The organism is Rhizobium sp. CC1099, from assembly GCF_029714385.1.
Classification (GTDB): domain Bacteria; phylum Pseudomonadota; class Alphaproteobacteria; order Rhizobiales; family Rhizobiaceae; genus Rhizobium.
In genome coordinates this window covers 3,635,693-3,656,162 of the sequence record NZ_CP121641.1, presented here as the reverse complement: position 1 = coordinate 3,656,162, position 20,470 = coordinate 3,635,693, and the positions used below count along the sequence as shown (strand labels likewise).

Below are 20,470 nucleotides of genomic sequence, written 5' to 3'. Positions count from 1 at the left end.
TCTCAAGCATGAGGCGGCGGCTGTCCCCTCATGAGACATTTTTGCCTGGGCAGCATAGCGTCTGCCTTGCCGGGCTCCCCACGAGACTATCGGCGAAAAGGGCGGAGCAGCGAAGCGTCGCTGCTAGTCATTGCCCGCACCCACTGGTAATTCCCGCGCGTTTCCGCCATATACAGCCGAAATGGACACGGGATGATCCTATGAGCGCAACGGTCGAATTCGCGAAGATGAACGGGCTTGGCAACAAGATCCTGGTCGTCGACATGCGCGGCCGCGCCGACAAGGTGACGCCTGCTGCGGCAATCGCACTCAATGCCCACCCAGATACGGCCTTCGACCAGATCATGGCGATCCACGACCCGAGGGCTCAAGGCACCGATGCCTGGATCGATATCCTGAATTCCGATGGATCAAAGGCGCAAGCCTGCGGCAATGGCACGCGTTGCGTGGTGCAGGCTTTTGCCGCGGAAACCGGCAACAAGGTTTTCACTTTCCAGACGGTGGCAGGCATCCTCAATGCCGTCGAGCATGACGACGGTACGATCTCGGTCGACATGGGCAAGCCTGTTTTCGACTGGGACAAGATCCCGCTTGCGGAAGAGTTTCACGATACCAGCCGCATTGAACTCCAAATCGGTCCGATCGACAGCCCGGTCCTGCATTCGCCCTCCACCGTGTCGATGGGCAACCCGCATGCCGTCTTCTGGGTCGACAGGGACGTGATGTCCTTTGATCTGGCGCGCTTTGGACCATTGCTTGAGAACCATCCGATGTTTCCCGAGCGCGCCAATATCACGCTGGCGCAAATTACCTCGCCGGCATCGATCACGACACGGACATGGGAGCGCAGTGCGGGTTTGACGCTTGCCTGCGGTTCGGCTGCCTGCGCAACAGCGGTTTGCGCTGCCCGCACGGGCCGCACGGGCCGCAAGGTCGCAATTCATGTCGCCAGCGCCAAGCCGCCCGGCATATTGTCGATCGAATGGCGCGACCGCGACGACCACGTGATCATGACCGGCCCTGCCGAATGGGAATGGTCCGGTACGTTAGATCCCTCCACCGGTTCGTGGGCGCGCGATCAGGCGCAGGGGGCCGAGGCGCGGTGAGCGGCGTTGAGGTCATTACCTTCGGCTGCCGTCTCAACACCTACGAATCCGAAGTGATGCGGGCGGAGGCGGAAAAGGCCGGGCTCAACAACGCCATTTTGGTGAATACTTGCGCGGTCACAAGCGAGGCCGTGCGTCAGGCACGGCAAGCCATCCGCCGCGCACGACGCGAGAATCCGCATGCGCGTATCATCGTGACGGGCTGCGCAGCCCAGACCGAAAAGCAGACCTTCGCAGAAATGGCCGAGGTCGACGCCGTTCTCGGCAACGAGGAGAAGCTGATCACCGCTTCATATCGCGCCCTGCCCGATTTCGGAGTGGCCGCGGAAGAGAAGCTGCGCGTCAACGACATCATGAGTGTGCGCCAGACGGCGCCGCAGATGGTGAAGCACATCGACGGGCATGTGCGGGCCTTTATCCAGGTGCAGAACGGCTGCGACCATCGCTGTACCTTCTGCATCATCCCCTATGGCCGCGGCAATTCCCGCTCCGTGCCCATGGGCGCCGTGGTCGATCAGGCGCGCAACCTCATTGAAAACGGCTACCGAGAGATCGTGTTGACAGGCGTCGATGCCACCAGTTACGGCGCCGACCTGCCCGGCGAACCGACGCTCGGGCTGCTTGCCAAGACGCTTCTGAAGCAGATACCTGACATCCGCCGACTGCGGCTGTCATCGATCGACAGCATCGAGGCGGACAAGCATTTGTTCGATCTGGTCGCCGATGAGCCGCGTTTCATGCCGCACCTGCATCTTTCGCTGCAACATGGCGACGACATGATCCTGAAGCGCATGAAACGGCGGCATTCACGCGACGATGCGCTGGCCTTCGTCGATCAGGTTCGCCGTCTGCGTCCAGAGATGTGCTTCGGCGCGGACATGATCGCCGGTTTCCCGACCGAGACCGAAGAGATGTTCGAAAATGCCGCCAGCCTGGCGCAAGAAGCGAAGATCGCTCACCTGCACGTCTTCCCTTACAGCCCTCGTCCAGGCACGCCGGCAGCCCGCATGCCGCAGCTCGACCGGTCGATCGTCAAGGATCGTGCGGTACGGCTTCGTGCTACTGGACATCGGCTTCATCAGTCCCATCTGGCTCAGATGGTCGGAACGCGGCAATGGCTGCTGGTGGAAAACAACGGGCTCGCACATACCGAGAACTTCACGCTTGTCGCAGCCCCCGGTCTTCGCCCGCGTTCGTTCGTCGAGGCAACCATCACCGGCCATAATGGCAAACATCTTGACATGCAATTGACAGCCGCCGACGCGGCCTGATTTCACGGAATTCCCATGGCGCTCAGTTTCATCAAAAAGGTCTTCACCTTCGGCAAGGAAAAGCCGGCGGAAGAGCAGGCGCCAGAGGCTTCAGAGACAAAAGTTCTCGAAGCCGAACATTCGCGCGAGGAACACTTGCCGCTCGCAAGTGATCCCGTTTTATCGGAGGAGATGGATGCCGCGGGCGGCCCGGCTGCGGACGCTCTCGAGCCTTCCGAAGAGGCCGAGGAGTCGGCGATCCTTCCGGGCGCCTACCAGATTGGCGATCTTGGAGTGATACCACTCTCGTTGCTGGAGGCCGAGGCTGAAGCCGAGCTAGAGACGTCAGCCCAAGACGCGGCCTTGGCGGAGACACCCCCCTCAGTCCCTTCGGGACATCTCCCCCACGAGGGGAAAGATCAGTTGGCCGACGAGGCGCCACTTTCCGATGCTTCTCATGATGAAGTCACGGATATTCGTCCGGAGATTTCCGGGACGGCTGAGGGAGCTCCTGCTCAGCCAACCTCCCTCCTTGAAGGGGAGATGCCCGGCAGGGTGGAGGGGGATGCTCCTCGTCCTGAAACGGAGGGCGAGCATGCTTCAAAGACGGAACCTGTCCTTCCCAAGGGCTTTGCAACCACTCCGAAAATCACCGAACCGGAGCCGATTGCTCCTGCGCCGAAACTCAGCTGGTTCCAGCGTCTGCGCGCCGGTCTCGCGCGTACTTCGTCGCAACTCACGGGCCAGATTTCCGCGCTCTTCACCAAGCGCAAGCTGGACGACGACACCCTTCAGGATCTCGAAGACCTGCTGATACAAGCCGATCTCGGCGTCGAGACCGCCATGCGTGTCACCGATACGCTTGCTTCCGAGCGCTACGGCAAGGATGTGACCGGCGAGGATGTCAGCCGCATCATGGCGTCGGAAATTGCCAAAGTGTTGAAGCCGGTCGCAAAGCCTTTGCAGCTCGATCTCACCCACAAGCCGCATGTCATTCTCGTCGTCGGCGTCAACGGCACCGGCAAGACGACGACGATCGGCAAGCTGGCGTCGAAGCTTTCGGGTGCCGGGTTGAAGGTCATGGTGGCGGCGGGCGATACTTTCCGCGCCGCGGCGATCGAGCAGTTGAAGATCTGGGCCGATCGCACGAAGTCGGAATTCATCGGCACCAAGCTTGGTGCGGATGCCGCAGGTCTCGCCTACGACGCCTTCGAGCAGGCGAAGGCGAAAAAATGCGACGTGCTGATCATCGATACCGCCGGCCGTTTGCAAAACAAGGCGGAGCTGATGGCGGAGCTTGAAAAGATCGTCCGCGTGCTCGGCAAGCTCGATCCCGACGCCCCGCATACGGTGCTGCAGACGCTGGATGCGACCACCGGCCAGAACGCTCTCAATCAGGTCGAAATTTTCCGCAATGTTGCGGGCGTCAACGGCCTGATCATGACCAAGCTCGATGGTACGGCAAGGGGCGGCATCCTCGTTGCGATCTCCGCCAAGCACAAGCTACCGGTCTATTTCATCGGCGTCGGCGAAGGCGTAGACGATCTGGAGCCGTTCGAGGCCGAGGATTTCGCTCAAGCCATTGCCGGCCTTGGGCAATGATGCCACAGATAAGCCGGAACAGCGCGCAAGGCGCGCGAACGACGAACAGGTTTGACGAATACATGACCACTGAAAGCGATATTACTCCCAGCGCCGCCGACCGGCACCATCCGATGCTGAAGCTGGCGCTGGAACTCGGGCCGCTGCTGATCTTCTTCTTTGCCAATCTGCGCGGCGCCTGGCTGGTCGAAAGATTCCCTGCATTGTCCGAACTCGGCGGGCCGCTCTTCGTGGCGACGGGGCTTTTCATGGCGGCGACGATCGTCTCGCTCGTCGTTTCCAAGCTCGTCCTTGGCCATCTGCCGATCATGCCCTTCGTGTCGGGCATCGTCGTTTTGATCTTCGGTTCGCTGTCGATCTACCTGCAGAACGAAACCTTCATCAAAATGAAGCCGACGATTGTCAATACGCTGTTCGGTGTCGCGCTGCTGGGCGGGCTTGCCTTTGGCAGGTCGCTGCTCGGCTACGTCTTCAACGCGGCCTTTCAGCTCGACGCTGAAGGCTGGCGCAAGCTGACGGTCCGTTGGGGCGTTTTCTTCCTGTTCCTTGCCGTTTTGAACGAAGTCGTCTGGCGCAATTTTTCCGATGACTTCTGGGTGACCTTCAAGGTCTGGGGGACGATGCCGATCACCATCATCTTCACCATGGCGCAGATGCCGCTCATCTTGAAGCATTCGATAAATCCTGCAGGAGAGACCGAGAAGTGACGGCATTCAGTGCAGCGGAAAGAGCGAGACATCAGAATTTCTGGTTCGCGGCCTGCCTGGCGGTTTTGATCGTCCAGATCGCTGCCGAGTACCTAATGGGCCGCACGCCGATCTGCGCCTGCGGCTATGTCAAGCTGTGGGAAGGCGTCGTCAACTCGAGCGGCAATTCCCAGCATCTTTCGGACTGGTACACGCCGTCCCACATCATTCACGGCTTCCTGTTCTATGGGCTGGCGCATCTCGTAATGCGTAACAGACCGATCGCCGTCCGCCTGCTTCTGGCGCTCGTCGTCGAATCCGGCTGGGAACTGCTCGAAAACTCGCCGATCATCATCGACCGCTACCGTGCGGCGACGATCTCCCTCGATTATTACGGCGATAGTATCCTGAACTCGGCCATGGACACCGTCTTCATGGTCGCCGGCTTCTTCTTCGCAGCCCGCGCTCCGATCGCGCTCACAGTCGCCATCGCGATCTTCTTCGAGATTTTCACGGGTTACATGATCCGTGACAACCTGACGCTCAACGTGCTGATGCTGATCTGGCCGGTCGAGGCGGTCAAGGCCTGGCAGAGTGCGGTTTAGGAAACCGGTTTCCCGAGCGCCTTTTCCATTGCCGGATAGAGGCCTTCCTTGAGGCTGACATCGTCGAAGGGGCCGACGCGTTTATAGAGGATCGTGCCGTCGGTGGCGACCAGGTAACTCTCCGGAATGCCATAGACGCCCCAGTCGATCGCCGCCTTGCCATTCGGATCGACGCCGATTGCGGCATAGGGGTTTCCGAGCTCGCCAAGGAAACGCAGCGCGCTGTCGTTCTTGTCCTTGTAGTTGATTGCGACGATGTTGAGCCGGTTGTCCTTTGCCAGTTCCGTCAGGATTGGATGCTCTTCCCGGCAAGGAAGGCACCAGGAGGCAAAGACATTGACCAGCGTCAGCTTGCCCTTGATCGCGCTATCCGTCAGCGGCGGCAGATTGGACCCTTCGAGGGGTGCCAGGTTTAATTCCGGAGCTTTGGTGCCGATCAGCGCTGAAGGGATCTCGGAAATGTTCTTGCCGTGGAAATCCTGATCGTAAAGCATCTTTGCTGCCGTCGCGGCAATGCCGCCGAAAACGACAAGCGGGATCAATGCCAGCGCATAACGGGCAAAGCCGCGTGGTTTTGGCCGATCTGCTTGCGGCGTGCTCATTCGTTATCCTTCGGACGCGCCGAACGGCGGCGGATACCGGAAGCTTCGAGGGCCGCCAGTTCCTTCTGCCGCGCGCGCCCGTCCACCCAGATCCACAGCGTTACGGCAATGGTGACGAAAGCGGCGAACCCATAGGAACTGTAAACATAAAAGGCGTGCGTCATCGGTCAATCCTCACGGCTTGCCATGCGCGCGGCAAGACGGCGCTGGGCGGCAACGCGGCGCCGCCAGATTTCGTTGCGCATCGCCATGATGTGCAGCGTGAAGAAGAGCAGCGTGAAGCCGATTGCCATCACGAAAAGCGGGCGCAGGAACTCCGGGTCGATCGCCGGGCCGGCGAGGCGCACGACGCTCGCAGGCTGATGCAGCGTATTCCACCAGTCGACCGAGAACTTGATGATCGGGATATTGACGAATCCGACGAGGATCAGAACCGCGGTGACACGCGCGGCCCTTGACGGATCATCGATGGCGCGGTTCAGCGCAATCAGGCCGAGATACATCAGGAAGAGGATGAAGACGGACGTCAGCCGCGCGTCCCAGACCCACCAGGTGCCCCACATGGGCTTGCCCCAGAGAGAACCGGTGACCAATGCAAGCAGCGTGAAGGCGGCGCCGAGCGGTGCGGCGGCCTTGGCGGAGACATCGGCCAGCGGATGGCGCCAGACGAGCGTGCCGATCGCCGAAATGCTCATCACGGTGTAGCACATCATCGAAAGCCAGGCCGAAGGCACATGGAGATACATGATGCGGACGGTTTCGCCCTGCTGGTAGTCGCCTTTCGTCGAGAAGCTGAGGTACAATCCGATGATGAGACAGAGCGCCGTTGCCGCCGCCATCCACGGGATGGTGCGCCGCGCCAGCGCCAGAAACCGCGTCGGATTGGCGAGATCGCTGATTTTGCTGATGGCAAGGCTTGTTTCGCTCATGTACGGATCTTTACCTTGAACGCGGTGCTCCCGCAATTGATCGCTCTCAAAGAGCCGATCAATCCGATGTGTTTCGCAGCGCAAGTGCTGCGGCTGCCGGACCGATGACGGCAAAGAACATCGTCAATGCGATCAGAATGAGGAAGGGCGGCATGAAAGGTGCCGGATCTTCAACTGCCGCATAGGTGGCGCTGACGCCGAAGATCAGCACCGGAATGGTCAATGGCAGAACAAGGATCGAGACCAGCAGCCCGCCGCGCGGAAGGGCGACGGCGACAGCCGCGCCGACGGCGCCGATGAAGGTGATGGCGGGCGAGCCGGCCAAGAGCGTCAGCATCGTCGCACCGATCGCGACCTCGTCCATGTTCATGAAGAGACCAAGGAACGGGGAGGCAATCACCAATGGCAGGCTCGTCGCCGTCCAATGCGCGAAGCATTTGACAAGAACCGTCAGCACGAGAGGCGTTTCCTGCATCAGCATCAAGTCCAGCGAACCGTCGTCGCGTTCGGCTTGGAAAAGCCGGTCAAGACCCAGCAAAGCCGCAAGCAGCGCGCCAATCCAGACGATGGCGGGGCCGATTCTGGAAAGCAGGTTCAGGTCCGGCCCGACGCCGAACGGGATGACAGCGACGACGGTGAGGAAAAACAACACGCCGATGAGAGCGCCGCCGCCGGCGCGGATGGAGAGCTTCAGATCGCGGAAGAAGAGGGCGGTCATTTGAGGTGTCCCTCTTCGCGGATGACCAAGGACCCCTCCCCAACCCCTCCCCACAAGAGGAAGGGGCTAACGTGCAGCGCCGTTTGCTGCCTACAAATATCCGTTCCGCAAGCTGTAGCGTTGTCCTGGTGTGCCACAAGCGTCATCAACCCCAAACTCCTCGATCCACGCCCGCAAACCCCGTCATCTTCAATGCCCGGGCACTCTCAAGCCCGAGCGGCTGATGGGTCGCGGCGACAACGATGCCGCCCTTTCTCCGGTGGGCGTCGATGAGACCGGCAAACAAGCGGTCGGCGCTGGCATCGAGTGCTGCGGTCGGTTCGTCGAGAATCCAGACCGGGCGGTAGGCAACGAGCAGCTTGGCGAAGGCAAAGCGGCGTTGCTGGCCGGCGGAGAGATAACCGAAGGGAAGATGCGTAATGTCCGAAAGGCCGACGGCCTCGGCGGCGTCTTCGATCGACAGTTCCGAGGCGCCGAGGACGTCGCCGAGAAAGTTTTGCCAGAAGGCGAGATTTTCGGAAACGGTTAGCTCGCTTTTCATCGCGTTGCGGTGGCCGAGATAGTGGCTGACCTCGCGCGGAATCCGGTCCGTTTCACCACGCGAATCAGTGAATTGAACTGTGCCCCTTTCAGGCCTTAAAAGACCGGCCACGACGCGCAGCAAAGTCGACTTTCCCGATCCGTTTTTCCCAGTCAAAACCAGCGCTTCGCCTGCGTCGAGGCGAAAGGATACGTCTGCGAAAATCAGGTCTTCGCCCCGCCTGGCAGCGAGATTGGAGGCGTCGAGATGCATAGGTTTTCCGTTCAATAAGTTTTTAGTCACCGCGACGCAAAAAATGTCCCAAATGGGCCGAGCCCTCTCTGGCACCTTTCTTAGAAATTATCTATAAGACCCGCAACCACGCCAGCGGCCGGCGTGAATTTCATCCTTGCGCCGAACTTGGAGAAACCTCTCCACGTGCGGACAGCGGAAATGGCCGTACCCGCATCCTGATGTGCATTAGTGCATAGGCGTCCGCACGACTGTGTTGGCTATCAGAAACGGGGTCTCTCGTGTCTAAATCTCTTGACAGCTTCAATTGTCGCTCCACGCTTTCCGTGAACGGAAAGGACTACGTCTATTACAGCCTACCGAAGGCTGAAGCGAACGGTCTTAAGGGCGTGTCGAAGCTTCCCTATTCGATGAAGGTTCTGCTCGAGAACCTGCTGCGCTTCGAAGACGGCCAGTCGGTCACCAAGGAGCACATCCTCGCGGTCGCCGAATGGCTGAACAACAAGGGCTCCGTCGAAAACGAAATCGCCTATCGCCCGGCGCGCGTGCTGATGCAGGACTTTACTGGCGTTCCGGCGGTGGTCGACCTTGCTGCGATGCGCGACGCAATGGTCTCGCTCGGCGGCGATCCTGAAAAGATCAACCCGCTCGTGCCCGTCGACCTCGTCATCGACCATTCCGTCATCGTCGATGAATTCGGTACGCCGCAGGCCTTCGCCAAGAACGTCGAACTTGAATACCAGCGCAACGGCGAGCGCTACCGCTTCCTGAAGTGGGGCCAGCAGGCATTCAAGAATTTCCGCGTCGTTCCTCCCGGCACCGGCATCTGTCACCAGGTCAATCTCGAATATCTCGGCCAGACCGTGTGGACGAAGGATGAGGACGGTGAGACGATCGCCTATCCGGACACCTGCGTCGGTACCGACTCGCACACGACGATGATCAACGGCCTCGGCGTTCTGGGCTGGGGCGTCGGCGGTATCGAAGCAGAAGCCGCCATGCTCGGCCAGCCGGTGTCGATGCTCCTGCCGGAAGTCATCGGCTTCAAGCTCACCGGCAAGCTCAAGGAAGGCGTCACGGCGACGGACCTCGTTCTGACCGTCGTGCAGATGCTGCGCAAGAAGGGCGTCGTTTCGAAGTTCGTCGAGTTCTTCGGCCCCGGCATGGACAACATGCCGCTCGCCGATCGCGCGACGATCGGCAACATGGGTCCGGAATACGGCGCGACCTGTGGCTTCTTCCCCGTCGACGGCGAAACCGTCAACTACCTCACCATGTCCGGCCGCACGCATGACCGGATCGCGCTCGTTGAAGCCTATTCGAAGGCGCAAGGCATGTGGCGCGAAGGCGATGGTTCCGACCTCGTCTTCACCGACACGCTGGAGCTCGACCTCGGCGACGTCGTGCCGTCGATGGCAGGTCCGAAGCGTCCTGAGGGCCGCATCGCGCTCGAAGACATCGCGTCCGGTTTCGCCACGTCGATGGACGCCGACTACAAGAAGCCCGGCCAGCTTTCGAACCGTTATGCGGTCGAAGGTACGGACTTCGATCTCGGCCATGGCGACGTTGCCATTGCCGCCATCACATCCTGCACCAATACCTCCAACCCGTCGGTTCTGATTGCTGCCGGCCTGCTCGCCCGCAACGCCGTTGCCAAGGGCCTGAAGACCAAGCCCTGGGTCAAGACTTCGCTGGCGCCTGGATCGCAGGTCGTCGGCGAATATCTTGCCAAGTCCGGCCTGCAGGCCGACCTGGACAAGCTCGGCTTCAACCTCGTCGGCTTCGGCTGCACGACCTGCATCGGCAATTCCGGCCCGCTGCCGGCGCCGGTCTCGAAGACGATCAACGACAAGGGCCTCATCGTTTCGGGCGTGCTTTCGGGCAACCGCAACTTCGAAGGCCGTATCTCGCCGGATGTCCAGGCGAACTATCTGGCATCCCCGCCGCTCGTCGTTGCCTACGCGCTCGCCGGCACGGTCCAGAAGGACCTGACCAAGGAGCCGATCGGCGAAGACCAGAACGGCAAGCCGGTCTATCTCAAGGACATCTGGCCGACCTCGAAGGAAGTTCAGGAGTTCATCCTCAAGTACGTCACCCGCGAACTTTACGAAACGAAGTATGCGGATGTCTTCAAGGGTGATGAAAACTGGCAGGCTGTCCAGGTTCCTCCGGGGCAGACCTACGCCTGGGACGACGACTCGACCTACGTCCAGAACCCGCCTTACTTCGTTGGCATGGGCAAGAAGGGCAGCGGCACCTCGGACATCAAGGGTGCCCGCGTCCTAGGCCTGTTCGGCGACAAGATCACCACCGACCACATTTCTCCGGCCGGTTCGATCAAGGCTGCGTCGCCGGCCGGTTCTTATCTGCTCGAGCACAATGTCGGGGTCGCGGACTTCAACCAGTACGGCACGCGCCGCGGTAACCATGAAGTGATGATGCGCGGCACCTTCGCCAACATCCGCATCCGCAACCACATGCTCGGCCCGAACGGCAAGGAAGGCGGCTACACGATCCACTATCCGTCGAAGGAAGAGGAATCGATCTACGACGCCGCCATGAAGTACAAGGCAGAGGGCGTTCCGCTCGTCATTTTCGCCGGTGTCGAATACGGCAACGGTTCGTCGCGCGACTGGGCGGCGAAAGGCACCAACCTGCTCGGCGTCAAGGCCGTTATCGCGCAGTCCTTCGAGCGTATCCACCGCTCGAACCTGGTCGGAATGGGTGTCATCCCCTTCGTCTTCGAAGACGGCACGACCTGGCAGAGCCTTGGCCTCAAGGGTGATGAGACCGTTACCATCGAGGACCTGGAAAACATCAAGCCGCGCGAGAAGAAGATCGCCAAGATCACCTACAGCGACGGCACGGTGAAGGAGGTTCCCCTCCTGTCGCGCGTCGATACGCTCGACGAAGTGATCTACCTCAACAACGGCGGCATCCTGCAGACGGTTCTGCGCGATCTCGCTGCCTGATTGTTAAGAAACAGGGCACATAATGGCCGCCGGAGAGCAATCTCCGGCGGTTTTTCTTTGCGGGTTTCCATCTCACGCCGATGTGTTCTAGCAGCGATGCCGACGGGCGGCGTCTCACCCCTTCGTGACTTCCCGTTTGCAGTCGGAAGGATTATCTCTACGGGCGTAAGTCAGGGCCTGCGGTATTCGGTCTGCTGCGCGTCTCTGGAAAAGAGGTTGGAATGTCGCCGCGTTTTTTGATTTCGCTGGTCGCCGGTATGGTGCTTACAGCGCCGCTTCATGCCGAAGATGGCAAACTGAAAGGCGTCGTTGAACTTTTCACCTCGCAGGGATGCTCGTCCTGTCCTCCCGCCGATGCAGCCTTCCGGAAGCTGGTTGGCCAGGGCGATGTCATCGCACTCGCCTATCATGTGGACTACTGGAATTATCTTGGGTGGACGGACACGCTCAGTTCGAAGGAAAACACCGAGCGCCAATATGGTTATGCTCGGATGATGGGCCGCAGCAACGTCTACACACCGCAGGTCGTGGTGAACGGCCGCGATCACCTGACTGGCTCGGACCTTTCCGCCATCTATGGCAAGATCGATACATTTTCGACGGAAGGCAAAGGCTTGACCGTGCCCGTGGACGCGCAGCTGCGCGGCGACGAGCTCGAGATCAAGATCGGCGCCGGCGAAGGTAAGGCCAATGTCGTGCTCGTCTATTTCGACAAGGAAAAGACGATCGACGTCGAAAAGGGCGAAAACAGCGGCAAGAAGATTTCCTATCTCAACAGCGTCAGCGATGTCGAAACAGTCGGCATGTGGGATGGCAAGGCGGCAAGCCTGACGCTGCCCGCAAGCGTTCTGCAGAAGCCAGGACTGGAGGGTTGCGCCATCCTGCTTCAGGCGACGACAACGGACGGCGATCCGGCTGCGATCGTCGGCGCAACTATCGTCATGGCAGGCAAGAATATCTGATCGGTTTACCGCTTCGAGGCGGATGGAACGAGGCGGCCCGGCTGATCGTATTCGGGGCTGGGGTTAAGGTCGATACGCTCAGCCGGGCCCTTTGGCGCGCTGGCGCCAAATCAGTGAGCGAATTTCCTCCGGAAATGAGGCGCTGTTTTGACTGAAATGCGGCGCTTGGGAGATTGCATAGCATATGTTTAATGTGATGGTAGCTGCACTTGCAATTTGATGTGGCTCGGGCAAACTGTCGTTCTCCTGTCATAAGTGGAGGCTTGGGAGACTGATGACAGATCAGCCGGATTTGCGGCATGGCGACGCCCGTTCCGCCAGTAGTAGTTCCTCGGTCGTCGTCGATTTAAAAGAGTACAAGCAAAGCAAGGACCCGCCGCCGGTGACCTTTCATCGTCGCGAGTTGGATGCGATTTTGTGGATCTACGGAAGGATGGTTGGCGAAGGCGAGTGGAAAGATTACGCGATCGACCATCTGAAGGAGAAGGCGGTCTTCGCCGTGTTCAAACGTTCAGGCGAGATGCCGCTTTTCCGCATCGAGAAAGATCCGAGGCTCGCCGCCAAGCAGGGCGCTTATTGCGTGATCAATGCAAACGGCATGATCCTCAAGCGCGGCCATGACCTGCAGCAGGTGTTGAAGGTCTTCAACAAGGTTCTCAAACTCGTCGAGACGTAACGGCGTCAGCCGTCAAACAGCGTGCCGGGATAGACCGACGGGTTAGGATCGCTGTCTTTGCCATCGCCGAGCGGCCGCTGCATGATCATCGTGTCGAGCCAGCGGCCGTGTTTGTAGCCGGTACCCTTCAGCAGGCCGGTCTCTTCGAAACCCAATGCGCCGTGAAGCGCGATCGAAGCCGGATGGGCGCCGCCGATGATGGCTACCATCTGGCGGAAGCCGAGTTCCGTGCAGCGTGAAATCAGCGCTGTTAGCAGTGCCCGGCCAATGCCAAGGCCGCGCGCTGTAGGCGCGAGATAGATTGAATCCTCCACAGTCCAGCGATAGGCAGGCCGGGTGCGGAAGGCGGAAGTATAAGCATAGCCGAGCAAGGCTCCATTCTCATCAACCGCCGCGATATAGGGATACCCAAGACTGGTATTTGCAGAGAAGCGAGAGGCCATTTCGGATTCCGAAGGCGGGATGATCTCGTAGCTCGCGACGCCGTTGAGGACTGATTCGCGATAGATTTCCGAGATTGCGGGAAGGTCGGAAGGAGTGGCGTCACGAAGAAAGAAAGGCATTGGATCGGCCGGTCATTGATGAATGCCTTTAGAAAACACTCCATCGCTCGACGTGCAATAAAAAAGGCGGCCGGAGCCGCCTTTTCAGTGATGCTGTCCACTTACCTGCGGTTGCCAAGGAACTGCAACAGGAACATGAAGAGGTTGATGAAGTCGAGATAGAGCGTCAGCGCCCCTATGATCGCCTTCCGGCCGGCGACGGCAACGTCATCGGCTTCGAAGTACATTTCCTTGATTCGCTGCGTATCGTAGGCAGTAAGGCCTGCGAAGATCAGGACGCCGATCACTGAGATCGCGAACTGCATCGCAGAGGAGGCCAGGAAAATGTTGACGAGCGAAGCGATGATCAGGCCGAAGAGGCCCATGATCAAGAACGAGCCCATCGCCGACAGGTCACGCTTTGTCGAGTAGCCGTAGAGCGACAGTGCGCCGAAGGAGGCTGCCGTGATGAAGAACGTCTGAACGACGCTCTCGCCCGTGTAGATCAGCAGCAGCGACGAGAGCGACAATCCGACCAGCGCGGCATAGACCCAGAAGGTCGTCTGCGCTGCGGAAACGCTCATGCGGCCGATCCGGAAGCTTAAGAAAAACACCAGAGCCAGCGGAGCGAAGATCACGACCCACTTCAGCGGGCTCACATAGATCGCCTGGCCGAAGGCGGTCAATTGACCATCGGCAAAAGCGAGCTGGAATGACAGAAATGCCGCTACACCCGTGATCGCCAGACCCAGCGCCATCAGGTTGTAGACCTTGAGCATATAGGAGCGCAGGCCCTGATCGATCATCTCGCCAGTTTGTGCGCGGCTTTGGTAGTTACGAAGGTCAGCCATAGTTTCCTCTTAAAAGCTCCGATGGGTATACGGTGTCGGGCTATACGACCCGGGCGCCGCTGCGGAGCTCCAGCATGCCTACCGGTAATATGAGCCTTTCGCCTTTTGCAAACAAGGCCCTTGCAACCCGCGATCGGGTTAAATCGCCGTAAGGTGAAGTGATTTTATCAGCCGCAGATTCATAGTTCGCGCAAAACGGGTGCTGCCTTCTGGCCAAGAATGCGCCAGGTGCCGATGAGCCCGATGCCGACTGTCAGGACCAGCGCGGTGACCAGCGTGAGGCCGGCGACATCCGGCAGGAAGGTCGAAGGCATCCGCATGATGCGGCTGACGATGAACCAGGCCGCAGCGCCACCGGCGATCAATGCAAAGACCGCTGTTGCAACCCCCAGGATCAGATATTCGTAGCTGAAGGCGCGGATGAGCATTGCCCGCGTCGCGCCAAGCGTCTTCAGGACGACGGCGTCGTGTGTTCGGGCCCGGTTGCCGGCGGCAAGCGCGCCGGCAAGCACCAGAACGGAGGAGATGAGCGCAACGGAGGCCGCGGCGCGGATCGCGGTTGCGAGCTGCGCGACCAGCGTGTTGACAATATCGATTGCGTCCTTGACGCGCACGCTGGTGATCGTCGGGTACGTATTGGTCACGGATTTCAGGATAGCCGCTTCTATCGCCGGTGTCGCCGAGGGATCGGTAAGCGTTGCCAGCCAAGCATGCGGAGCGCCGCGGAAGGTATTCGGCGAGAAGACCATGACGAAATTGATCGATAGCGATTCCCACTCGACTTTCCGCAGGTTTGCGATCCTGGCCGTCAGGTTACGGCCGAGCACATTTACGGTGACGGTATCGCCGATTTTGAGGCCGAGTTCCCTGGCTTCTTCCGAGGAGAAGGAGACAAGCGGTTCGCCGCTGTAGTCCTGCGGCCACCAGCTTCCCTCTGTCAGCGAGGCGTTTTCCGGTATCGTCTGGGAATAGGTGATGCCGCGGTCGCCGCGCAGCACCCATTGGCCGCCGGGCGGCACCTGGATCTTGGTTACGTCCTTGCCGTTCAGCGCCAGAATGCGGCCCCGCAGCATCGGCACTTCCACGAGCTTGCCTTCCGGCGCCTGCCGGCTGATCAGGCTTCGGAAGTTTTCGACCTCGGCGCTCTGAATGTCGACGAAGAAGAAATTCGGTGCGCCGTTTGCCATGCGGCCGGTCAATTGCCGGCGCAGGTTGCCGTCGATGAGCGTCAAGGTGACCAATAGCGCGAGGCCGAGGCCGAGCGAGAGGACGACGGACGGCGTCAGTGCGCCGGGGCGATGGATGTTGCCGATGGCAAGCCTGAGCGCTGGTGAATTGACACGCGGGCTGCGCTTGGCGAGCCAGGCGATCAGTGCTGCAACGGCGCGCAAGATGACGAAGGCAAAGACAATCGCGCCGACGAAGATGACGGCGATGTATCGGTCGTAGGCGGTAACGATCGCAAGACCGGCAAGCCCAGCCATGAAGAGCGCGGCCAGCAAAATGTAAGGCAACGAGGGCAGGCGGCGTGCCTCGAAACCCTGTTCGCGGAAGAGCGCAGTTGCAGGCACTTCCCGGGCATGGCCGAGCGGCATGATAGCGAAGGCGAGCGTCGTCAGGATGCCGAAGAGTGCGGCGAGCAGCAGCGCGTCCGGATAGAGCGTCGGTTCGGTGGAAACCGGCAGGAATTGTGCCAGGAATTGCGCGGCAAGCATCGGCGACAAGGCGCCGATGACGAGGCCGAACAGGATGCCGGCGAATGCGATGATCGCAATCTGGAAGAGATAAACGAGGACGACGACGCCAGCAGGTGCCCCCAGGCATTTGAATGTCGCGATCGTCGTGCGCTTCGCATCCAGAAAGGCGCGCACGGCGTTGGCGACGCCGACACCGCCGACGATGAGTGCGGTCAGGCCGACGAGCGTCAGGAATTGCGAGAAGCGGGTAATATTTTCGGTGAGAGACGGGGCCGCGCGGTCGCTGGTTCGGATCGACCAGCCCGCCGATGGGAACTCCCTGGTGGCGCGGTCGCGCACGCTCCCGCGCTCGGAGGGGGCATCGAGCTTAATCTTGTAGACATGCTCGACAAGGCTGCCGGTCTGGATGAGTCCGGAAGCAACCAGGGCCTGGCGGCTGACCACCAGCCGTGGCGCAAATCCGAAACCTTCTGAAAGCGCGTCCGGCTCGGTCTTCACCTGACCTGTGATGCTGAGGGTGGCATTGCCGAGCAGTATCTCGTCGCCGACTGCAAGACCGAGCCGCTCCAGCAGGAGAGGTGCCGCAACGGCGCCATAGGTTCCGTTCTGATCGGAAAGCAGAGCCGAAAGGGGGTAATCCGGTTCGGCCGTGAATTTGCCATAGAGCGGATAGGTATCATCCACCGACTTGACCTCGACGAGCGCTTGATCCGACCCGTCTGGCTTTCGTGCCATGGAACGAAGACCGGTTGAGATGGAAACCTGGCCGAGGCCCCGCAGGAAATTCATCTCCGGCTGGGTTGCTTCACGGTTGTTCAGCTCGAAGCGGACGTCACCGGCGAGCAGTTCCTGGCCCTGGGAGGCGATCGAGTCGGTGATCGACTGCGAGATGGAATTGACGGCGGCGATCGCACCGGTGCCGAGTGCGATACAGGCAAGGAAGATGTAAAAGCCCCGGAAACCGCCGCGGAGTTCGCGAAGGGCAAGGCGGAAGGCAAGCGCGGTGCGCGGGGCGACAAGCTTCATGCGATGGCCGCTTCGGAATGGCGCGCCGCGCTATCGCCTTCGATCTTGCCGGAACGGACTTTGATCTGCCGCGAGCAGCGATTGGCAAGCGAGACGTCATGCGTGACGAGCAGCAGTGTCATGCCGCGTTCGGCCTGCTTGGAAAAGAGCAGATCGGCGATCTGGCGGCCGGTATCGGTGTCGAGATTACCGGTCGGTTCGTCGGCGATGAGGAGGGCTGGCGAAGGCGCAAGAGCGCGCGCGATGGCGACGCGCTGCTGTTCGCCGCCCGAAAGCTGGCCCGGGTAGTGGCTCAGCCGCTCGCCGAGCCCGACCGATTTCAACTCACGACGGGCGATGTCGAAGGGGTTCGGCACGTTTGCGAGTTCAAGCGGGACTGCGACGTTTTCAAGTGCCGTCATATTGGCGATCAGATGGAACGACTGGAAAACGATGCCGATATTGCGGCCACGGAAATCGGCGACCTGATCTTCGCTGAGGGCGTGCAACGGCGTGTCGTTTATATTGATCTCGCCGCTATCGAGCCTCTCAAGGCCGGCGAGGACCATCAGCAGCGTGGACTTTCCCGAGCCGGACGGACCGACGATGCCGACCGACTCGCCGGCGGCGACCGAAAGGTCGATGCCCTTCAAGACATGAACGGAGGCTGCCGCGTTGCCCAGTGTCAAATCTGCCTGCTTGAGCTCGATGATGGTTTTTGCCAACAGAAAATCGCCCTATATGAATTGCAAAGACCTTGCCAATCTAGGGAAAGCAGCATGAGATTTAAAGTTGCCGCGCTTCACATCGCTGTCATTGCCGCTTCGTTGATTTTCGGGACGAGTGCCAATGCTGCGACGATCAACCTTGTCGGCTTCGGCGACAGCCTGATGGCAGGCTACCAATTGCCGCCCGGCGACGGCTTTCCGGAGAAGCTGCAAGCGGCCTTGAAGGCCCAAGGCGTCGATGTTTCGATCGCCAATGCCGGCGTTTCCGGGGACACGACGACCGGTGGGCTGGCGCGAATCGATTGGTCGGTCCCCGATGGCACCAACGGCGTCATCTTGGAGCTTGGCGCCAACGACGCGTTGCGCGGTATTGCCCCGGAAGAGAGCGAAAAGAACTTGGACGCGATGATTGCCCGGCTAAAGGATCGCGGCATCGCCGTGCTGCTCGTGGGCATGATGGCGCCGCCGAACATGGGTGGGGACTATGCTGCGCGTTTCAATCCAATCTACCAAAAACTCGCGGAAAAACATCAGGTTCCGCTTTACCCTTTTTTCCTTGACGGGGTCGTGATGGACACCAGTCTGAAGCTGGACGATGGAATGCATCCGAACGCAAAGGGCATTGATGTCATGGTTCAGAAGATGGAACCGGCTGTCACGGAATTCATCGGGACGATTTCTACTGTGAAGAAATAGGGGCTTGCGCGGGTGTCGAATGCGTGATTCCGTGTGAGCACCTGCAAAAGATTCGGGGAGTGCTCGTCATGCCGAGACTGTTTACCGCCCTCGAAATTCCGCGCAATGCGGCGATGAGCCTTTCATTGCTGCGCGGTGGTCTTCCCGGTGCAAGATGGATCGATGTGGAGAACTACCACATCACGCTGCGCTTCATCGGCGATGTCGATGGACGCACTGCTGACGAGATCGTTGAGCGCCTGGACCGGATCGATCGGCCCGAATTTCAGATCCGCCTTGACGGCATCGGCTCTTTCGGCTCGAAGAAACCGCATTCCGTCTGGGCAGGCGTTTCGCCCTCGCCGGAAATGTATGCGCTACAGGCTGAAATCGAGCGCATCTGCCAGCGGATCGGCCTGCCGCCGGATCCCCGAAAATTTACCCCGCATGTGACGCTGGCGCGGATGAAGTCCTCGCGCGTCGATGACGTCGTCCACTACCTTTCCAGCCGAGGCAACTTCCAGACGTCATCCTTCACCGTTCCACGCTTCGTGCTGCTTTCTTCGCGCGAATCGGTCGGCGGCGGGCCCTATCTGACGGAAGAAGTGTTCCCGCTGAGCGAGGCTTGGTCGGCGCCGAACTTGTCCACCAATGCGATGCAGCCGGTCAAAAGCCTCGTATAGATCAATTCGAAGCCTTCTGGGCCACCAAAGTAGGGGTCCGGAATATCTTCGCCAGTCTGAAGCGCGGTATCGCCGAAAAGCATTATGTTGCCTGCGCCCGGCGCCATCGCGCGAAGTTCGGCAATATTGGCGCGGTCCATTGCGAGGACAAGATCGAACTCTTCGAAATCCTCAAGGCGGACACGGCGTGCACGTTGCCCTGTAATGTCAATGCCGTGGGCGCGTGCGATTGCGATCGAGCGCCTATCGGGCTGTTTGCCTTGATGCCAGCCGCCGGTACCTGCTGAGTCAATCTTGAACCGATCGGCAAGACCGCTCTCCCTTGCAATATGAGCGAAAACGCCTTCGGCGAGCGGAGAGCGGCAGATATTGCCCATGCAAACAAAGAGAATGCTGACGCGTTTCATGAAGAGACCTGACTGAAGAGATGGAGCACGATGACATGAAACAGGAGAAACTGGAACGGAGCGCGATCGACAGCCAGCTTGCCGGATTGGCGGGTTGGTCGTTGGATGATGGTTGGGCATCGATCTCGAAAACCTTCAAATTCGCAAGCTTCGTCGAAGCCTTCGGCTTCATGACGAAGGCGGCGCTTGCGGCAGAAAAGCTCAACCACCATCCGGAATGGTTCAATGTCTATTGCAGGGTCGAGGTGAAGCTGAACACGCATGATGCAGGTGGATTGACCGAACTCGACTTCAAGCTTGCCAAGGCGATGGACAAGGCCGCCGGGCAGATTGATTGAATCTGTTAAAGCCATCACCATATCTTCGCATGCACCAAAGGGAAAACGGGAATGGACGAGGTCAAATTCGGTGAAATCCTGCTGCCCGGGGACGAAGATACCCAGAGCCGGCGGGAGAAGGCTGTGCGGAAAAAGTTCTGGCCGACCTTCAAGCGGGCAGTGCGGCAGATTCCGTTTTCACGGGATCTTGTCGCAGGCTTCTATTGCGCGCTCGATCCGGAAACGCCGACGCGCGTGCGCGGCATCCTGCTTGCGGCTCTCGCCTATTTCATCCTGCCTTTCGACCTGGTCCCGGACCTCTTTATGCTGATCGGCTTCTCGGACGATATTGCGGTGCTCTCCGCGGCTTTCGCAATGGTCAGCAGCCATATGAAAGCGAAGCACTACGAGGCGGCGGATCGCGCGCTTGCCGATCAGCCGGAAGGCATGAAAACGATCTAGGCCATTTCGGCTTCCAGCACGTTTGCGCAGGCAATTCTTTGACGGATTTCCAGTGTCTTAATGACCCTGCAACGGAATTTTGGAAGGTCAAACTCTTGCCTGAATCTTTATGTCTTAAATCTCCTCGAAGGGATGGCATCACGCCATCAGGGCAGAATATCGTCGCGGAGCGCAATCGCGTCATAGGTTAACACTCAGGCTCAGGCCGGAATGACACACGTGG

General features: G+C 59.8%; 22 protein-coding genes. 12 read left to right on the top strand and 10 right to left on the bottom strand.

The genetic code is table 11. From position 1 onward, the window contains the following. Window positions 1–200 precede the first annotated feature (200 nt). The 5 genes from dapF (at window position 201) to QA644_RS18250 (ending at window position 5,249) form a co-directional block, all read left to right on the top strand. Window positions 201–1,106: a diaminopimelate epimerase gene (gene dapF, locus QA644_RS18270; protein ID WP_283069875.1), complete on the top strand. Its 906-nt coding sequence runs from the start codon at window positions 201–203 to the stop codon at window positions 1,104–1,106. Further along, window positions 1,103–2,377, top strand: a complete 1,275-nt coding sequence (gene mtaB / locus QA644_RS18265) for a tRNA (N(6)-L-threonylcarbamoyladenosine(37)-C(2))-methylthiotransferase MtaB (protein WP_074069960.1) — start codon at window positions 1,103–1,105, stop codon at window positions 2,375–2,377. The genes dapF and mtaB overlap by 4 nt, the downstream gene beginning before the upstream one ends. Window positions 2,378–2,392: 15 nt before the next feature. Next, the gene (gene ftsY, locus QA644_RS18260; protein WP_283069872.1) at window positions 2,393–3,958 is read left to right on the top strand and encodes a signal recognition particle-docking protein FtsY; all 1,566 of its coding nucleotides are present in this window, start codon (window positions 2,393–2,395) and stop codon (window positions 3,956–3,958) included. A gap of 62 nt (window positions 3,959–4,020) precedes the next feature. Then, window positions 4,021–4,665: a septation protein A gene (locus tag QA644_RS18255; protein ID WP_283069870.1), complete on the top strand. Its 645-nt coding sequence runs from the start codon at window positions 4,021–4,023 to the stop codon at window positions 4,663–4,665. Then, window positions 4,662–5,249 (top strand): DUF2585 domain-containing protein, encoded by a 588-nt coding sequence (locus QA644_RS18250; protein WP_194728404.1) that lies wholly within the window; start codon window positions 4,662–4,664, stop codon window positions 5,247–5,249. Before QA644_RS18255 ends, QA644_RS18250 begins: the two co-directional genes overlap by 4 nt. Here QA644_RS18250 and QA644_RS18245 read toward each other — a convergent pair. From QA644_RS18245 to ccmA, 5 genes are all read right to left on the bottom strand, one after another. Further along, window positions 5,246–5,851: a DsbE family thiol:disulfide interchange protein gene (locus tag QA644_RS18245; protein ID WP_239596555.1), complete on the bottom strand. Its 606-nt coding sequence runs from the start codon at window positions 5,849–5,851 to the stop codon at window positions 5,246–5,248. The two genes, QA644_RS18250 and QA644_RS18245, sit on opposite strands and share 4 nt — an antisense overlap. Then, window positions 5,848–6,015, bottom strand: coding sequence for a heme exporter protein CcmD (ccmD, locus tag QA644_RS18240; protein ID WP_283069867.1), 168 nt, complete (start codon window positions 6,013–6,015; stop codon window positions 5,848–5,850). The genes QA644_RS18245 and ccmD overlap by 4 nt, the downstream gene beginning before the upstream one ends. A 3-nt stretch (window positions 6,016–6,018) precedes the next feature. Then, a complete protein-coding gene (locus QA644_RS18235; protein ID WP_283069866.1) occupies window positions 6,019–6,780 on the bottom strand; it encodes a heme ABC transporter permease in 762 nt (253 codons plus the stop codon). Window positions 6,781–6,838: 58 nt separating this feature from the next. Beyond that, a complete protein-coding gene (gene ccmB / locus QA644_RS18230; RefSeq protein WP_074069954.1) occupies window positions 6,839–7,498 on the bottom strand; it encodes a heme exporter protein CcmB in 660 nt (219 codons plus the stop codon). Between the two features lie 145 nt (window positions 7,499–7,643). Next, window positions 7,644–8,291 carry a heme ABC exporter ATP-binding protein CcmA gene (ccmA, locus tag QA644_RS18225; protein WP_074069953.1) on the bottom strand — a complete coding sequence of 216 codons (648 nt, stop codon included), beginning with the start codon at window positions 8,289–8,291 and terminating at the stop codon, window positions 7,644–7,646. Between the two features lie 260 nt (window positions 8,292–8,551). Between ccmA and acnA the strand changes: the two genes are divergently transcribed. From acnA to QA644_RS18210, 3 genes are all read left to right on the top strand, one after another. Beyond that, on the top strand, window positions 8,552–11,242 hold the full coding sequence (gene acnA, locus QA644_RS18220; RefSeq protein WP_074069952.1) for an aconitate hydratase AcnA: 2,691 nt from the start codon (window positions 8,552–8,554) through the stop codon (window positions 11,240–11,242). A gap of 221 nt (window positions 11,243–11,463) precedes the next feature. Continuing rightward, window positions 11,464–12,204 (top strand): thioredoxin family protein, encoded by a 741-nt coding sequence (locus QA644_RS18215; RefSeq protein ID WP_074069951.1) that lies wholly within the window; start codon window positions 11,464–11,466, stop codon window positions 12,202–12,204. A 274-nt stretch (window positions 12,205–12,478) separates the two neighbouring features. After that, window positions 12,479–12,880, top strand: coding sequence for a DUF2794 domain-containing protein (locus QA644_RS18210; protein ID WP_074069950.1), 402 nt, complete (start codon window positions 12,479–12,481; stop codon window positions 12,878–12,880). Window positions 12,881–12,885: 5 nt separating this feature from the next. On the opposite strand, the gene QA644_RS18205 is transcribed toward QA644_RS18210, so the two are convergent. The 4 genes from QA644_RS18205 to QA644_RS18190 all read right to left on the bottom strand — a co-directional run bounded on the left by QA644_RS18205 (window position 12,886) and on the right by QA644_RS18190 (window position 17,700). Next, complete coding sequence (locus QA644_RS18205) at window positions 12,886–13,443, bottom strand: GNAT family N-acetyltransferase (protein ID WP_283069863.1); 558 nt, start codon at window positions 13,441–13,443, stop codon at window positions 12,886–12,888. A gap of 101 nt (window positions 13,444–13,544) precedes the next feature. Then, on the bottom strand, window positions 13,545–14,273 hold the full coding sequence (locus QA644_RS18200) for a Bax inhibitor-1/YccA family protein (protein WP_022717367.1): 729 nt from the start codon (window positions 14,271–14,273) through the stop codon (window positions 13,545–13,547). Window positions 14,274–14,452: 179 nt separating this feature from the next. After that, a complete protein-coding gene (locus QA644_RS18195) occupies window positions 14,453–16,996 on the bottom strand; it encodes an ABC transporter permease (RefSeq protein ID WP_074069948.1) in 2,544 nt (847 codons plus the stop codon). Next, a complete protein-coding gene (locus QA644_RS18190; RefSeq protein WP_074069947.1) occupies window positions 16,993–17,700 on the bottom strand; it encodes an ABC transporter ATP-binding protein in 708 nt (235 codons plus the stop codon). Before QA644_RS18190 ends, QA644_RS18195 begins: the two co-directional genes overlap by 4 nt. A gap of 54 nt (window positions 17,701–17,754) precedes the next feature. On the opposite strand from QA644_RS18190, the gene QA644_RS18185 reads away from it, so the two are divergent. Beyond that, entirely contained in the window at window positions 17,755–18,399 is a 645-nt protein-coding gene (locus tag QA644_RS18185; protein WP_194728397.1) for an arylesterase, read from the top strand. A gap of 68 nt (window positions 18,400–18,467) precedes the next feature. Further along, on the top strand, window positions 18,468–19,061 hold the full coding sequence (thpR, locus tag QA644_RS18180; RefSeq protein WP_074070463.1) for an RNA 2',3'-cyclic phosphodiesterase: 594 nt from the start codon (window positions 18,468–18,470) through the stop codon (window positions 19,059–19,061). On the opposite strand, the gene QA644_RS18175 is transcribed toward thpR, so the two are convergent. Then, on the bottom strand, window positions 18,968–19,468 hold the full coding sequence (locus QA644_RS18175) for a low molecular weight protein-tyrosine-phosphatase (RefSeq protein ID WP_283069860.1): 501 nt from the start codon (window positions 19,466–19,468) through the stop codon (window positions 18,968–18,970). The genes thpR and QA644_RS18175 overlap by 94 nt on opposite strands. 35 nt (window positions 19,469–19,503) lie before the next feature. Here QA644_RS18175 and QA644_RS18170 point away from each other — a divergent pair, with 35 nt between their 5' ends. Continuing rightward, window positions 19,504–19,806: a 4a-hydroxytetrahydrobiopterin dehydratase gene (locus QA644_RS18170; RefSeq protein WP_283069859.1), complete on the top strand. Its 303-nt coding sequence runs from the start codon at window positions 19,504–19,506 to the stop codon at window positions 19,804–19,806. Window positions 19,807–19,857: 51 nt separating this feature from the next. Next, window positions 19,858–20,247 carry a YkvA family protein gene (locus QA644_RS18165; RefSeq protein WP_074069944.1) on the top strand — a complete coding sequence of 130 codons (390 nt, stop codon included), beginning with the start codon at window positions 19,858–19,860 and terminating at the stop codon, window positions 20,245–20,247. The last annotated feature ends 223 nt before the right edge of the window (window positions 20,248–20,470 follow it).

Excerpts from the sequence above, each read along its gene's own strand:
- dapF (WP_283069875.1), top strand. The coding sequence starts at position 201 with ATGAGCGCAACGGTCGAATTCGCGAAGATGAACGGGCTTGGCAACAAG.
- ftsY (WP_283069872.1), top strand. The coding sequence starts at position 2,393 with ATGGCGCTCAGTTTCATCAAAAAGGTCTTCACCTTCGGCAAGGAAAAG.
- QA644_RS18255 (WP_283069870.1), top strand. The coding sequence starts at position 4,021 with ATGACCACTGAAAGCGATATTACTCCCAGCGCCGCCGACCGGCACCAT.
- QA644_RS18245 (WP_239596555.1), bottom strand. The coding sequence starts at position 5,851 with ATGAGCACGCCGCAAGCAGATCGGCCAAAACCACGCGGCTTTGCCCGT.
- ccmD (WP_283069867.1), bottom strand. The coding sequence starts at position 6,015 with ATGACGCACGCCTTTTATGTTTACAGTTCCTATGGGTTCGCCGCTTTC.
- QA644_RS18235 (WP_283069866.1), bottom strand. The coding sequence starts at position 6,780 with ATGAGCGAAACAAGCCTTGCCATCAGCAAAATCAGCGATCTCGCCAAT.
- ccmB (WP_074069954.1), bottom strand. The coding sequence starts at position 7,498 with ATGACCGCCCTCTTCTTCCGCGATCTGAAGCTCTCCATCCGCGCCGGC.
- ccmA (WP_074069953.1), bottom strand. The coding sequence starts at position 8,291 with ATGCATCTCGACGCCTCCAATCTCGCTGCCAGGCGGGGCGAAGACCTG.
- QA644_RS18215 (WP_074069951.1), top strand. The coding sequence starts at position 11,464 with ATGTCGCCGCGTTTTTTGATTTCGCTGGTCGCCGGTATGGTGCTTACA.
- QA644_RS18210 (WP_074069950.1), top strand. The coding sequence starts at position 12,479 with ATGACAGATCAGCCGGATTTGCGGCATGGCGACGCCCGTTCCGCCAGT.
- QA644_RS18205 (WP_283069863.1), bottom strand. The coding sequence starts at position 13,443 with ATGCCTTTCTTTCTTCGTGACGCCACTCCTTCCGACCTTCCCGCAATC.
- QA644_RS18200 (WP_022717367.1), bottom strand. The coding sequence starts at position 14,273 with ATGGCTGACCTTCGTAACTACCAAAGCCGCGCACAAACTGGCGAGATG.
- QA644_RS18195 (WP_074069948.1), bottom strand. The coding sequence starts at position 16,996 with ATGAAGCTTGTCGCCCCGCGCACCGCGCTTGCCTTCCGCCTTGCCCTT.
- QA644_RS18185 (WP_194728397.1), top strand. The coding sequence starts at position 17,755 with ATGAGATTTAAAGTTGCCGCGCTTCACATCGCTGTCATTGCCGCTTCG.
- thpR (WP_074070463.1), top strand. The coding sequence starts at position 18,468 with ATGCCGAGACTGTTTACCGCCCTCGAAATTCCGCGCAATGCGGCGATG.
- QA644_RS18175 (WP_283069860.1), bottom strand. The coding sequence starts at position 19,468 with ATGAAACGCGTCAGCATTCTCTTTGTTTGCATGGGCAATATCTGCCGC.
- QA644_RS18170 (WP_283069859.1), top strand. The coding sequence starts at position 19,504 with ATGAAACAGGAGAAACTGGAACGGAGCGCGATCGACAGCCAGCTTGCC.
- QA644_RS18165 (WP_074069944.1), top strand. The coding sequence starts at position 19,858 with ATGGACGAGGTCAAATTCGGTGAAATCCTGCTGCCCGGGGACGAAGAT.